The 14,610-nt window shown below is 49.2% G+C and carries 13 protein-coding genes and 1 pseudogene; 10 read left to right on the top strand and 4 right to left on the bottom strand.

What is annotated here, in order from left to right; all coding sequences use genetic code 11:
- Both QZF50_RS18900 and tdcR read right to left on the bottom strand, forming a co-directional pair.
- The coding region (locus tag QZF50_RS18900; RefSeq protein ID WP_000675746.1) for a protein YhaB at positions 1 to 539 on the bottom strand (539 nt) is incomplete at its 3' end.
- Between the two features lie 255 nt (positions 540 to 794).
- Positions 795 to 1,013: a transcriptional activator TdcR gene (tdcR, locus tag QZF50_RS18905; RefSeq protein ID WP_001390702.1), complete on the bottom strand. Its 219-nt coding sequence runs from the start codon at positions 1,011 to 1,013 to the stop codon at positions 795 to 797.
- Positions 1,014 to 1,327: 314 nt separating this feature from the next.
- Between tdcR and tdcA the strand changes: the two genes are divergently transcribed.
- The 9 genes from tdcA to cyuA all read left to right on the top strand — a co-directional run bounded on the left by tdcA (position 1,328) and on the right by cyuA (position 13,052).
- A complete protein-coding gene (tdcA, locus tag QZF50_RS18910) occupies positions 1,328 to 2,266 on the top strand; it encodes a transcriptional regulator TdcA (RefSeq protein WP_000104211.1) in 939 nt (312 codons plus the stop codon).
- 98 nt (positions 2,267 to 2,364) lie between these two features.
- The gene (gene tdcB, locus QZF50_RS18915) at positions 2,365 to 3,354 is read left to right on the top strand and encodes a bifunctional threonine ammonia-lyase/L-serine ammonia-lyase TdcB (RefSeq protein ID WP_000548347.1); all 990 of its coding nucleotides are present in this window, start codon (positions 2,365 to 2,367) and stop codon (positions 3,352 to 3,354) included.
- A 21-nt stretch (positions 3,355 to 3,375) separates the two neighbouring features.
- A complete protein-coding gene (gene tdcC / locus QZF50_RS18920; RefSeq protein ID WP_000107720.1) occupies positions 3,376 to 4,707 on the top strand; it encodes a threonine/serine transporter TdcC in 1,332 nt (443 codons plus the stop codon).
- Between the two features lie 25 nt (positions 4,708 to 4,732).
- Positions 4,733 to 5,941, top strand: coding sequence for a propionate kinase (tdcD, locus tag QZF50_RS18925; RefSeq protein WP_001297162.1), 1,209 nt, complete (start codon positions 4,733 to 4,735; stop codon positions 5,939 to 5,941).
- 33 nt (positions 5,942 to 5,974) lie between these two features.
- Positions 5,975 to 8,269 (top strand): 2-ketobutyrate formate-lyase/pyruvate formate-lyase, encoded by a 2,295-nt coding sequence (gene tdcE / locus QZF50_RS18930; RefSeq protein WP_000861734.1) that lies wholly within the window; start codon positions 5,975 to 5,977, stop codon positions 8,267 to 8,269.
- Positions 8,270 to 8,282: 13 nt separating this feature from the next.
- Positions 8,283 to 8,672, top strand: coding sequence for an enamine/imine deaminase (locus QZF50_RS18935; protein WP_000719990.1), 390 nt, complete (start codon positions 8,283 to 8,285; stop codon positions 8,670 to 8,672).
- A 71-nt stretch (positions 8,673 to 8,743) separates the two neighbouring features.
- Complete coding sequence (tdcG, locus tag QZF50_RS18940) at positions 8,744 to 10,108, top strand: L-serine ammonia-lyase (protein ID WP_000622115.1); 1,365 nt, start codon at positions 8,744 to 8,746, stop codon at positions 10,106 to 10,108.
- Between the two features lie 274 nt (positions 10,109 to 10,382).
- Positions 10,383 to 11,714, top strand: coding sequence for an amino acid permease (locus tag QZF50_RS18945; protein WP_000401598.1), 1,332 nt, complete (start codon positions 10,383 to 10,385; stop codon positions 11,712 to 11,714).
- A gap of 27 nt (positions 11,715 to 11,741) precedes the next feature.
- Entirely contained in the window at positions 11,742 to 13,052 is a 1,311-nt protein-coding gene (gene cyuA / locus QZF50_RS18950) for a cysteine desulfidase (protein WP_000460515.1), read from the top strand.
- Positions 13,053 to 13,185: 133 nt separating this feature from the next.
- Here the strand turns inward: cyuA and yhaL are convergent, their stop codons facing one another.
- Both yhaL and QZF50_RS18960 read right to left on the bottom strand, forming a co-directional pair.
- A complete protein-coding gene (gene yhaL / locus QZF50_RS18955; protein WP_001345966.1) occupies positions 13,186 to 13,350 on the bottom strand; it encodes a protein YhaL in 165 nt (54 codons plus the stop codon).
- A 22-nt stretch (positions 13,351 to 13,372) separates the two neighbouring features.
- Positions 13,373 to 14,074, bottom strand: a complete 702-nt coding sequence (locus QZF50_RS18960; protein ID WP_000633569.1) for a pirin family protein — start codon at positions 14,072 to 14,074, stop codon at positions 13,373 to 13,375.
- A gap of 104 nt (positions 14,075 to 14,178) precedes the next feature.
- Here QZF50_RS18960 and yhaJ point away from each other — a divergent pair.
- Positions 14,179 to 14,610 (top strand): annotated as a pseudogene (gene yhaJ, locus QZF50_RS18965) (DNA-binding transcriptional regulator YhaJ); the annotation flags it as partial.

The following is a 14,610-nucleotide window of genomic DNA, read 5'->3' on the forward strand; positions in this document are numbered from 1 at the left end:
CAATAAAAATCATTATTAAAATGATCGGGTGAAAAAAAGAGAATTTGCCAACAATCTGAAGTAATGCTGGTTTTATTAAAGTGCGCAGGAGGTGTTAAGATGGCTTCTTTTCGGGTGAATTTTGCACAATACTTAGAAATCGTCTCCTTAATACATTCCAGCTCTTTTTTATTGACGGCTGAGCAAGTACATTGTTCACCAAAAGGTGCAAAAGTGCCTACATCTAATGTTTGTATGATATAATCGTCATGTTCTCCTGTAGAAATATCTATGATGAATGGACTCATATTTTCCGGTTGGATTCGGATCATGACAGAAGGAACATCGCCTTGATAGAAATTCAATGCAGTAATTGCAGATAATACTCTCCGCAGTTCATTACTTATACTGTAAATTTTATTAACGTCATTGGTGGAGACAATTTCTGCAAACTTTCTTTTTACCGTCCAATAATCAATATTTCTATTGTGATTGTTAACCACTGCGTGCATTGGCGGGATTGAAGGGTGAAAAATATGTGCAATTGGGAAGCCTTTCATTGATGCCTGCCTTGTCGTCATGACAAACAATAATAGATGCTTATTTTCCTCGCAGGGTTCTTTCGCACTATCAAAAAACGCTCATTTACCCGGCGTTACAGTAAACGAAGCAACATTCTGTGGCCTACGACGATCAAAAGCTCTGTGAAAATTTCCCTTGTTGTCTTTGTCTGACCTTATCGCGGCGACCAGCAATTATTCGTTTTGTGATCCTCAACACAAAATGCTATTCGTCGCCTATGAGGGGAGAAGAATTTATGGAAAACGATTGCATTCACAAAATGACGTCCTGTCAGAAGAGAAAAAGTTGACGTTAATCAATTGTTCGAGATGATCAATACCTGTATTCGAAATTTTAAAATATTGATAAAATAAATGTTTGTTCTCCAACAAATAGCGTGAAAAAATGTGACGTGCCGCAGTATTTATCGCTGAAAATGGTTTATTTATAATAAAATTTGAGAACTTGCTCATTAAATTTAACTCAAATTTTGCCTGGTAATTATCCGGTAATTGCTTGAAATATGGTCTCAGCCCCTTTTTTATATTAACCACATAACGAATGATGTTATCGCCATAAAATATGGTTATCCCCGTCATTTTTTTTGACAAAAATCAGGGTTTATGCTGATTTTTATACTTTAACTTGTTGATATTTAAAGGTATTTAATTTGCGTAACGATACCATGGAAAGTATTGAAAGTTAATTTGTGAGTGGTCGCACATATCCTGTTCATTTCATTTTGATACACTTCATGCCGTCAATGAGGTAATTAACGTAGGTCGTTATGAGCACTATTCTTCTTCCGAAAACGCAGCACCTGGTAGTCTTTCAGGAAGTCATTAGAAGTGGCTCTATCGGCTCGGCTGCAAAAGAATTAGGGTTAACTCAACCGGCCGTCAGTAAAATCATTAACGATATTGAAGATTATTTTGGTGTGGAATTAGTGGTGCGGAAAAATACCGGTGTAACATTAACACCTGCCGGTCAATTGTTACTCTCCCGTTCCGAATCCATTACCCGTGAAATGAAAAATATGGTTAATGAGATAAGCGGTATGTCTTCTGAGGCGGTGGTGGAAGTCTCATTTGGTTTTCCTTCATTGATTGGTTTTACTTTTATGTCAGGGATGATCAACAAGTTCAAAGAGGTGTTCCCGAAAGCGCAGGTTTCTATGTATGAAGCGCAACTGTCTTCGTTCTTACCGGCAATCCGCGACGGTCGACTGGATTTTGCGATTGGTACGTTAAGTGCAGAAATGAAGCTTCAGGATTTACATGTTGAGCCGCTGTTCGAGTCCGAGTTTGTGCTGGTAGCCAGTAAGTCCCGAACATGCACCGGCACCACCACGCTGGAGTCGTTGAAGAACGAACAGTGGGTGTTGCCACAAACTAATATGGGGTACTACAGCGAGCTTCTTACTACGTTACAAAGAAATGGCATCAGTATTGAAAACATCGTTAAAACCGACTCAGTCGTGACAATTTATAATCTTGTTCTCAATGCTGATTTCTTAACTGTCATTCCTTGTGATATGACGTCACCTTTTGGTTCTAATCAATTTATTACTATTCCGGTTGAAGAAACATTACCTGTGGCACAATATGCCGCGGTATGGTCGAAAAATTATCGTATTAAAAAAGCAGCATCGGTTTTGGTGGAATTAGCCAAAGAGTATTCATCTTATAATGGGTGTAGACGAAGGCAATTAATAGAAGTTGGTTAGTTATTTGTTTTTATTTAAACATAAATAATCCACCTGTCTGTCTTGCAGGTGTCGGTTACGGTTACCTACATATTTAATTCAGGCGAAGAGGTTTTATAATGCATATTACATACGATCTGCCGGTTGCTATTGATGACATTATTGAAGCGAAACAACGACTGGCTGGGCGAATTTATAAAACAGGCATGCCTCGCTCCAACTATTTTAGTGAACGTTGCAAAGGTGAAATATTCCTGAAGTTTGAAAATATGCAGCGTACGGGTTCATTTAAAATTCGTGGCGCATTTAATAAATTAAGTTCACTGACTGATGCGGAAAAACGTAAAGGTGTAGTGGCCTGTTCTGCGGGCAACCATGCGCAAGGGGTCTCGCTCTCCTGCGCGATGCTGGGTATCGACGGTAAAGTGGTGATGCCAAAAGGTGCGCCAAAATCCAAAGTAGCGGCAACGTGCGACTACTCCGCAGAAGTCGTTCTGCATGGTGATAATTTCAACGACACTATCGCTAAAGTGAGCGAAATTGTCGAAATGGAAGGCCGTATTTTTATCCCACCTTACGATGATCCGAAAGTGATTGCTGGCCAGGGAACGATTGGTCTGGAAATTATGGAAGATCTCTATGATGTCGATAACGTGATTGTGCCAATTGGTGGTGGCGGTTTAATTGCTGGTATTGCGGTGGCAATTAAATCTATTAACCCGACCATTCGTGTTATTGGCGTACAGTCTGAAAACGTTCACGGCATGGCGGCTTCTTTCCACTCCGGAGAAATAACCACGCACCGAACTACCGGCACCCTGGCGGATGGTTGTGATGTCTCCCGCCCGGGTAATTTAACTTACGAAATCGTTCGTGAATTAGTCGATGACATCGTGCTGGTCAGCGAAGACGAAATCAGAAACAGTATGATTGCCTTAATTCAGCGCAATAAAGTCGTCACCGAAGGCGCAGGCGCTCTGGCATGTGCTGCATTATTAAGCGGTAAATTAGACCAATATATTCAAAACAGAAAAACCGTCAGTATTATTTCCGGCGGCAATATCGATCTTTCTCGCGTCTCTCAAATCACCGGTTTCGTTGACGCTTAATTAATTCGTTGAGGATAGGATATGAGTACTTCAGATAGCATTGTATCCAGCCAGACAAAACAATCGTCCTGGCGTAAATCAGATACCACATGGACGTTAGGCTTGTTTGGTACGGCAATCGGCGCCGGGGTGCTGTTCTTCCCTATCCGCGCAGGTTTTGGCGGACTGATCCCGATTCTTCTGATGTTGGTATTGGCATACCCCATCGCATTTTATTGCCACCGGGCGCTGGCGCGTCTGTGTCTTTCTGGCTCTAACCCTTCCGGCAACATTACGGAAACGGTGGAAGAGCATTTTGGTAAAACTGGCGGCGTGGTTATCACGTTCCTGTACTTCTTCGCGATTTGCCCACTGCTGTGGATTTATGGCGTTACTATTACCAATACCTTTATGACGTTCTGGGAAAACCAGCTCGGATTTGCACCGCTGAATCGCGGCTTTGTGGCGCTGTTCCTGTTGCTGCTGATGGCTTTCGTCATCTGGTTTGGTAAGGATCTGATGGTTAAAGTGATGAGCTACCTGGTATGGCCGTTTATCGCCAGCCTGGTGCTGATTTCTCTGTCGCTGATCCCTTACTGGAACTCTGCAGTTATCGACCAGGTTGACCTCGGTTCGCTGTCGTTAACCGGTCATGACGGTATCCTGATCACTGTCTGGCTGGGGATTTCCATCATGGTTTTCTCCTTTAACTTCTCGCCAATCGTCTCTTCCTTCGTGGTTTCTAAACGTGAAGAGTATGAGAAAGACTTCGGTCGCGACTTCACCGAACGTAAATGTTCCCAAATCATTTCTCGTGCCAGCATGCTGATGGTTGCAGTGGTGATGTTCTTTGCCTTTAGCTGCCTGTTTACGCTGTCTCCGGCCAACATGGCGGAAGCCAAAGCGCAGAATATTCCAGTGCTTTCTTATCTGGCTAACCACTTTGCGTCCATGACCGGTACCAAAACAACGTTCGCAATTACACTGGAATATGCGGCTTCCATCATCGCACTCGTGGCTATCTTCAAATCTTTCTTCGGTCACTATCTGGGGACGCTGGAAGGCTTGAATGGTCTGATTCTGAAGTTCGGTTATAAAGGCGACAAAACTAAAGTGTCGCTGGGTAAACTGAACACTATCAGCATGATCTTCATCATGGGCTCCACTTGGGTTGTTGCCTACGCCAACCCGAACATCCTCGACCTTATTGAAGCCATGGGCGCACCGATTATCGCATCCCTGCTGTGCCTGTTGCCGATGTATGCCATCCGTAAAGCGCCGTCTCTGGCGAAATACCGTGGTCGTCTGGATAACGTGTTTGTTACCGTGATTGGTCTGCTGACCATCCTGAACATCGTATACAAACTGTTTTAATCCGTAACTCAGGATGAGAAAAGAGATGAATGAATTTCCGGTTGTTTTGGTTATTAACTGTGGTTCGTCTTCGATTAAGTTTTCCGTACTCGATGCCAGCGACTGTGAAGTATTAATGTCAGGTATTGCCGACGGTATTAACTCGGAAAATGCATTCTTATCCGTAAATGGGGGAGAGCCAGCACCGCTGGCTCACCACAGCTACGAAGGTGCATTGAAGGCAATTGCATTTGAACTGGAAAAACGGAATTTAAATGACAGTGTGGCCTTAATTGGCCACCGCATCGCTCACGGCGGCAGTATTTTTACCGAGTCCGCCATTATTACCGATGAAGTCATTGATAATATCCGTCGCGTTTCTCCACTGGCACCCCTGCATAATTACGCCAATTTAAGTGGTATTGAATCGGCGCAGCAATTATTTCCGGGCGTAACTCAGGTGGCGGTATTTGATACCAGTTTCCACCAGACGATGGCTCCGGAAGCTTATTTATACGGCCTGCCGTGGAAATATTATGAAGAGTTAGGTGTACGCCGTTATGGTTTCCACGGCACGTCGCACCGCTATGTTTCCCAGCGCGCACATTCGCTGCTGAATCTGGCGGAAGATGACTCCGGCCTGGTTGTGGCGCATCTTGGCAATGGCGCGTCAATCTGCGCGGTTCGCAACGGTCAGAGTGTTGATACTTCAATGGGAATGACGCCGCTGGAAGGCTTGATGATGGGTACCCGCAGTGGCGATGTCGACTTTGGTGCGATGTCCTGGGTCGCCAGCCAAACCAACCAGAGCCTGGGTGACCTGGAACGCGTAGTGAATAAAGAGTCGGGATTATTAGGTATTTCCGGTCTTTCTTCGGATTTACGTGTTCTGGAAAAAGCCTGGCATGAAGGTCACGAACGCGCGCAACTGGCAATTAAAACCTTTGTTCACCGAATTGCCCGTCATATTGCCGGACACGCAGCTTCATTACGTCGCCTGGATGGAATTATATTCACCGGCGGAATAGGAGAGAATTCAAGCTTAATTCGTCGTCTGGTCATGGAACATTTGGCTGTATTAGGCGTAGAGATTGATACAGAAATGAATAATCGCTCTAACTCCTGTGGTGAGCGAATTGTTTCCAGTGAAAATGCGCGTGTCATTTGTGCCGTTATTCCGACTAACGAAGAAAAAATGATTGCTTTGGATGCCATTCATTTAGGCAAAGTTAACGCGCCCGCAGAATTTGCATAATTTAGTTGAAGTATTGTAGAGAGATTATTTTTCATGAAGGTAGATATTGATACCAGCGATAAGCTGTACGCCGACGCATGGCTTGGCTTTAAAGGTACGGACTGGAAAAACGAAATTAATGTCCGCGATTTTATTCAACATAACTATACACCGTATGAAGGCGATGAATCTTTCCTCGCCGAAGCGACGCCTGCCACCACGGAATTGTGGGAAAAAGTAATGGAAGGCATCCGTATCGAAAATGCAACCCACGCGCCGGTTGATTTCGATACCAATATTGCCACCACAATTACCGCTCATGATGCGGGATATATTAACCAGCCGCTGGAAAAAATTGTTGGCCTGCAAACGGATGCGCCGTTGAAACGTGCGCTACACCCGTTCGGTGGCATTAATATGATTAAAAGTTCATTCCACGCCTATGGCCGAGAAATGGACAGTGAATTTGAATATCTGTTTACCGATCTGCGTAAAACCCATAACCAGGGCGTATTTGATGTTTACTCACCGGATATGCTGCGCTGCCGTAAATCTGGCGTGCTGACCGGTTTACCAGATGGCTATGGCCGTGGGCGCATTATCGGTGACTATCGCCGCGTAGCGCTGTATGGCATCAGTTATCTGGTACGTGAACGCGAACTGCAATTTGCCGATCTCCAGTCTCGTCTGGAAAAAGGCGAGGATCTGGAAGCCACCATCCGTCTGCGTGAGGAGCTGGCAGAGCATCGTCATGCGCTGTTGCAGATTCAGGAAATGGCGGCGAAATATGGCTTTGATATCTCTCGCCCGGCGCAGAATGCGCAGGAAGCGGTGCAGTGGCTCTACTTCGCTTATCTGGCGGCAGTGAAATCGCAAAATGGCGGCGCGATGTCGCTGGGCCGCACGGCATCGTTCCTCGATATCTACATTGAGCGCGACTTTAAAGCTGGCGTACTCAATGAGCAGCAGGCACAGGAACTGATCGATCACTTCATCATGAAGATCCGTATGGTACGCTTCCTGCGTACACCGGAATTTGATTCGCTGTTCTCCGGCGACCCAATCTGGGCGACGGAAGTGATCGGCGGGATGGGGCTGGACGGTCGTACGCTGGTGACCAAAAACTCCTTCCGCTATTTGCACACCCTGCACACTATGGGGCCGGCACCGGAACCTAACCTGACCATTCTTTGGTCGGAAGAATTACCGATTGCCTTCAAAAAATATGCCGCGCAGGTGTCGATCGTCACCTCTTCCTTGCAGTATGAAAATGACGATCTGATGCGTACTGACTTCAACAGCGACGATTACGCGATTGCCTGCTGCGTCAGCCCAATGGTGATTGGTAAGCAAATGCAGTTCTTTGGTGCACGCGCTAACCTGGCGAAAACGCTGCTCTACGCAATTAACGGCGGGGTGGACGAGAAGCTGAAGATTCAGGTCGGGCCGAAAACAGCACCGCTGATGGACGACGTGCTGGATTACGACAAAGTGATGGACAGCCTCGATCACTTCATGGACTGGCTGGCGGTGCAGTACATCAGCGCGCTGAATATCATTCACTACATGCACGACAAGTACAGCTACGAAGCTTCGCTGATGGCGCTGCACGATCGTGATGTCTATCGCACTATGGCATGCGGCATCGCGGGCCTGTCGGTGGCGACGGACTCCCTGTCTGCCATCAAATATGCCCGCGTGAAACCAATCCGTGACGAAAACGGCCTGGCGGTGGACTTTGAAATCGACGGTGAATATCCGCAGTACGGCAACAACGACGAGCGCGTAGACAGCATTGCCTGCGACCTGGTTGAACGCTTTATGAAGAAAATTAAAGCGCTGCCAACCTATCGCAACGCCGTCCCTACCCAGTCGATTCTGACTATCACTTCTAACGTGGTGTACGGCCAGAAAACCGGTAATACGCCGGACGGTCGTCGCGCCGGAACACCGTTCGCGCCGGGCGCTAACCCGATGCATGGTCGTGACCGCAAAGGTGCCGTGGCCTCATTGACGTCGGTGGCGAAACTGCCGTTCACCTACGCCAAAGATGGGATCTCGTACACCTTCTCAATCGTTCCTGCGGCGCTGGGCAAAGAAGATCCAGTACGTAAAACCAACCTTGTCGGCCTGCTGGATGGGTATTTCCACCACGAAGCGGATGTCGAAGGCGGTCAACACCTCAACGTCAACGTAATGAATCGGGAAATGCTGCTGGATGCCATCGAGCACCCGGAAAAATATCCTAACCTGACAATCCGTGTCTCTGGCTACGCCGTGCGCTTCAACGCACTGACCCGTGAACAGCAACAGGATGTTATTTCACGTACTTTTACCCAGGCGCTCTGACGCCGGAGGATGTATGAAAAAGATTATCGAAACGCAACGTGCCCCAGGCGCAATCGGCCCTTATGTTCAGGGCGTTGATTTAGGCAGCATGGTCTTCACCTCCGGGCAAATTCCGGTTTGCCCGCAGACCGGTGAGATCCCGGCTGATGTGCAAGATCAGGCGCGTTTAAGCCTCGAAAACGTCAAAGCGATCGTGGTTGCTGCCGGGCTGAGCGTGGGCGATATCATCAAGATGACCGTGTTCATCACCGATCTGAATGATTTTGCCACCATCAATGAAGTCTATAAGCAGTTCTTCGATGAGCATCAGGCGACCTACCCGACCCGGAGCTGTGTGCAGGTTGCGCGTTTGCCGAAAGATGTGAAGCTGGAAATTGAAGCTATCGCAGTACGTAGTGCGTAAAGCCTCGTGAGCGGGACGGTCGCAAGGTCGTTCCGCTCCACTTCACTGAACGGCAATCCGAGGGTGTGGATATGATTAGTGCATTCGATATTTTCAAAATTGGGATTGGTCCCTCCAGTTCGCATACCGTGGGGCCAATGAATGCCGGAAAAAGTTTTATTGATCGGCTGGAAAGTAGCGGCTTATTAACCGCGACGAGCCATATTGTGGTCGATCTGTATGGGTCGTTGTCACTGACGGGCAAAGGCCATGCCACGGATGTCGCCATTATCATGGGACTGGCAGGAAACAGTCCGCAGGATGTTGTCATTGATGAGATCCCTGCATTTATAGAGTTAGTAACGCGCAGCGGGCGGCTGCCAGTGGCATCTGGTGCGCATATTGTTGATTTTCCTGTAGCAAAGAACATTATCTTCCATCCCGAAATGTTGCCTCGCCATGAGAACGGAATGCGGATCACTGCCTGGAAGGGACAGGAAGCGCTATTAAGTAAAACCTATTACTCTGTCGGCGGCGGGTTTATTGTCGAAGAAGAACACTTCGGCCTGTCGCACGATGTCGAAACGTCCGTACCTTACGATTTCCACTCAGCAGGTGAACTGCTGAAAATGTGTGATTACAACGGCCTGTCTATATCTGGCCTGATGATGCACAACGAGCTAGCGCTGCGCAGTAAAGCGGAAATTGACGCAGGGTTTGCCCGTATCTGGCAAGTGATGCATGACGGTATTGAACGCGGGATGAACACTGAAGGCGTGCTGCCTGGTCCGCTCAATGTGCCGCGTCGTGCCGTAGCGCTGCGTCGTCAGCTGGTTTCTAGCGATAACATCTCTAACGATCCGATGAATGTCATCGACTGGATCAACATGTACGCGCTGGCGGTTAGTGAAGAAAACGCAGCTGGCGGGCGCGTGGTAACGGCACCGACTAACGGTGCGTGCGGCATTATTCCGGCAGTGCTGGCTTATTACGATAAGTTCCGTCGTCCGGTAAACGAGCGGTCAATTGCCCGCTATTTTCTGGCAGCGGGGGCTATTGGCGCGCTGTATAAAATGAACGCCTCCATCTCTGGCGCGGAGGTCGGCTGTCAGGGGGAGATTGGCGTGGCCTGTTCAATGGCGGCGGCAGGGTTAACTGAACTACTGGGCGGCAGTCCGGCGCAGGTATGCAATGCGGCGGAAATCGCGATGGAGCATAACCTTGGGCTGACCTGCGATCCGGTTGCCGGACAGGTACAAATCCCGTGCATTGAACGTAATGCCATTAATGCCGTGAAAGCAGTAAACGCCGCGCGGATGGCGATGCGCCGCACCTCGGCACCGCGTGTTTCACTCGATAAAGTGATCGAGACGATGTATGAAACCGGCAAAGATATGAACGATAAATACCGCGAAACATCACGCGGAGGACTGGCCATTAAAGTGGTCTGCGGCTGACATTGCTGTCAGCTTTCATCCTTGGGTGCACAAATGTGCACCTTTTTTTTGTGATCTGCCGCAAATAGAGAATGAATATTCTCTTGCGATTAATTTAGTAGAAAATTCTTATCCATCTCCGTTATTTCAAAGTCTTGATTGTGAAGATTTTCTCTGACCTCGCGCGTATCATTTCTTTATTCTAATAACTCGCCTGCAAAAACGTAGACCGCATATCGCCTTGATGCGGCTCGGAAAAAAATAATAAGCCCTACAAAATATTGAGCGAGAAATTATGGAAATTGCATCGAATAAAGGCGTCATTGCAGACGCTTCGACCCCGGCGGGTCGTGCTGGAATGAGTGAGAGCGAGTGGCGAGAAGCGATCAAATTCGACAGTACTGACACCGGCTGGGTGATTATGAGTATCGGGATGGCGATTGGCGCGGGGATTGTTTTTCTCCCGGTGCAGGTCGGTTTGATGGGATTGTGGGTATTTTTGCTCTCATCGGTGATTGGTTACCCGGCAATGTATCTGTTTCAGCGGTTGTTTATTAATACGCTGGCAGAATCACCAGAATGTAAAGATTACCCGAGTGTCATTAGCGGTTATTTAGGTAAAAACTGGGGCATCCTGTTAGGTGCGCTCTATTTCGTAATGCTGGTGATTTGGATGTTCGTCTATTCCACCGCCATCACCAACGATAGTGCTTCCTACCTGCATACCTTCGGCGTGACGGAAGGGTTGCTGTCAGACAGTCCCTTTTATGGTCTGGTACTGATTTGCATTCTGGTGGCGATCTCCTCACGCGGCGAGAAATTGTTATTCAAAATTTCGACCGGCATGGTGCTGACCAAGCTGCTGGTGGTCGCGGCGCTGGGCGTGTCGATGGTGGGAATGTGGCATCTGTATAACGTCGGTTCGCTACCGCCGCTGGGGCTGCTGGTGAAAAACGCCATTATTACGCTGCCGTTTACCCTGACGTCGATTCTGTTTATCCAGACGTTAAGCCCGATGGTGATCTCTTATCGCTCGCGGGAAAAATCGATTGAAGTAGCGCGGCATAAAGCATTGCGGGCAATGAATATCGCGTTTGGCATTTTGTTTGTCACCGTCTTTTTCTACGCCGTGTCGTTCACGCTGGCGATGGGACATGACGAAGCGGTAAAAGCCTATGAGCAGAATATTTCCGCGCTGGCGATTGCCGCACAGTTTATTAGCGGTGACGGCGCAGCGTGGGTGAAAGTGGTCAGCGTCATTCTCAATATCTTTGCTGTCATGACTGCATTCTTTGGCGTCTATTTAGGCTTTCGCGAAGCAACGCAAGGGATCGTAATGAACATCCTGCGTCGCAAGATGCCTGCCGAGAAGATTAACGAAAATCTCGTTCAGCGCGGCATCATGATTTTCGCCATTTTGCTGGCCTGGAGCGCCATCGTACTGAACGCACCGGTGTTGAGCTTCACCTCTATCTGTAGCCCGATTTTCGGCATGGTAGGGTGCCTGATCCCGGCGTGGCTGGTTTACAAAGTACCGGCATTGCACAAATACAAAGGGATGTCTCTGTACCTGATTATCGTCACTGGTTTGTTGCTTTGTGTTTCTCCGTTCCTGGCATTTTCTTGATTTACCTGAAATTTTAAGGTTTTTAATATGTTTGATTCGACTTTAAATCCGTTATGGCAGCGTTACATCCTCGCCGTTCAGGAGGAAGTAAAACCGGCGCTGGGATGTACTGAACCGATTTCACTGGCGTTGGCGGCGGCGGTTGCTGCGGCAGAACTGGAAGGTCCGGTTGAACGTGTAGAAGCCTGGGTTTCGCCAAATCTGATGAAAAACGGTCTGGGCGTCACCGTTCCCGGCACGGGAATGGTGGGGCTGCCGATTGCGGCGGCGCTGGGAGCGTTAGGTGGAAATGCCAACGCTGGGCTGGAAGTGCTGAAAGACGCAACTGCGCAGGCAATTGCCGATGCCAAAGCACTGCTGGCGGCGGGGAAAGTCTCCGTTAAGATCCAGGAACCTTGCAATGAAATCCTCTTCTCACGCGCCAAAGTCTGGAACGGTGAGAAGTGGGCGTGTGTCACTATCGTCGGCGGGCATACCAACATTGTGCATATTGAGACGCACGATGGTGTGGTGTTTACCCAGCAGGCGTGTGTGGCAGAGGGCGAGCAAGAGTCTCCGCTGACGGTGCTTTCCAGAACGACGCTGGCTGAGATCCTGAAGTTCGTCAATGAAGTCCCGTTTGCGGCGATCCGCTTTATTCTCGATTCCGCGAAGCTAAATTGTGCGTTATCGCAGGAAGGTTTGAGCGGTAAGTGGGGGCTGCATATTGGCGCGACGCTGGAAAAACAGTGCGAGCGCGGTTTGCTGGCGAAAGATCTCTCTTCATCCATTGTGATTCGTACCAGCGCGGCATCCGATGCGCGTATGGGCGGCGCTACGCTTCCGGCTATGAGTAACTCCGGCTCGGGTAACCAGGGGATCACCGCAACAATGCCTGTGGTGGTGGTAGCAGAACACTTCGGAGCGGATGATGAACGGCTGGCGCGTGCGCTGATGCTTTCGCATTTGAGCGCGATTTACATCCATAACCAGTTACCGCGTTTGTCTGCGCTTTGTGCCGCAACGACCGCAGCAATGGGGGCCGCTGCCGGGATGGCATGGCTGGTGGATGGGCGTTATGAAACCATCTCGATGGCGATCAGCAGTATGATCGGCGATGTCAGCGGCATGATTTGCGATGGAGCGTCGAACAGCTGCGCGATGAAGGTTTCGACCAGTGCTTCGGCTGCGTGGAAAGCGGTGTTAATGGCGCTGGATGATACCGCCGTGACCGGCAATGAAGGGATTGTGGCGCATGATGTTGAGCAGTCGATTGCCAACCTGTGTGCGTTAGCAAGCCATTCGATGCAGCAAACCGATCGGCAGATTATCGAGATTATGGCGAGCAAGGCCAGATAAACGCCAGGTTTTGGGTATCGTGCCGGATGCGATGCTGGCGCATCTTGTCCGGCCTGCGGGTTGTTTAATTCGTTAATGTTGTTGGATTTTGTAGGCCGGATAAGGCGTTTTCGCCGCATCCGGCAACCTGTCTTTACGCGGTAGCTTCATCCTCGGCTAAACGCGTTTCAGCATCCGCGACGATAGCTTCCAGCTCGCTCAACATCTCTTCATAGCCAAAATTTTTGGCGGTGCGAGCAGGTTCTTTCGCCACCACGGGCTTCACCGGCTGGCGCTTTTTGGCCAATTTTTTACTCATCATCATCTCCCTGTAAAAACAACTAGACAGGCAAATCTATCAGCAAAGCGCGCAGTGGGGAATCGGCAACCAGCGTAATGTTAGCCTCGTCACGAATAAACGCCCCATCACCGCAGGTTAGCGCCGCTTTCTCTTCATGATGCGTAAGCGCATGAAATTTCCCGTGAATCGATTGCAAATACGCGCGTGGCCCATGCAACTGGAAATTCGCACTTTCGCCTTTGTCGAGCACGATATGGTGCAGCCACACTTGTTGGCGCAGTTGCAGGCTACCCACTGTGCCCTCTGGCGAGGCGATTAATTGCTGCTTGCCCATATTAAGCGCCAGTTTTTGAATCAGCGGATTCTCTCGCTGCGGGCAGGCGTCCAGCCAAAGCTGCATTCGTGTTAACGGTTTGTCTTTGCTGAGATTGTGTTCGCTATAGCTGACACCCGGCTGGGTAGAGAGCAGCAACGCCTCTCCGGCTCTGGCCTGAACATGATTGCCTTCGCTGTCGCGATACTCTGCTTCTCCATCCAGAATCACATTTAAAATATCGACTTTGGGATAGGTTCGCGGCTGAAAGGCGGCACCTGGGGCCAGCACTTCCTGGTTAAGCACGCGCAGGGAGGCATAGCCTAACAATTTCGGGTCGAAGTAGTGTCCAAAGGAAAAAGTATACCGGGCCTGCAACCATCCGTAGTCTGCTTGTCCACACTGTCTGGCAGTTCGGGTAGTAATCATAATTCTTGACCTCTCTTTACTTCCTTTTATGGTAAGGGGCTGGACGCTACATTGTTAGCCAGATATTCTGCCCGGTATGTTCAAATTTCCTGAATGAGAACGAAATGGCCAAAGAAAGGGCATTAACGCTGGAAGCACTACGGGTTATGGATGCGATCGATCGCCGGGGCAGTTTTGCGGCGGCAGCGGATGAGCTGGGACGCGTGCCTTCCGCACTTAGCTACACCATGCAAAAACTGGAAGAAGAGCTGGATGTGGTGCTGTTTGACCGCTCGGGCCATCGCACCAAATTCACCAATGTCGGGAGGATGTTGCTGGAGCGAGGGCGCGTTTTGCTGGAAGCCGCAGATAAACTGACTACCGATGCGGAAGCCCTCGCGCGCGGTTGGGAAACGCATCTCACCATTGTGACCGAGGCGCTGGTACCGACACCTGCCTTTTTCCCGTTAATCGACAAACTGGCGGCAAAAGCCAATACCCAACTGGCAATCATCACCGAAGTGCTGGCGGGGGCGTGGGAACGACTGGAGCAGGGG

Origin of the sequence: uncultured Escherichia sp., assembly GCF_948475835.1 — a bacterium.
Classification (GTDB): Bacteria; Pseudomonadota; Gammaproteobacteria; order Enterobacterales; family Enterobacteriaceae; genus ECMA0423.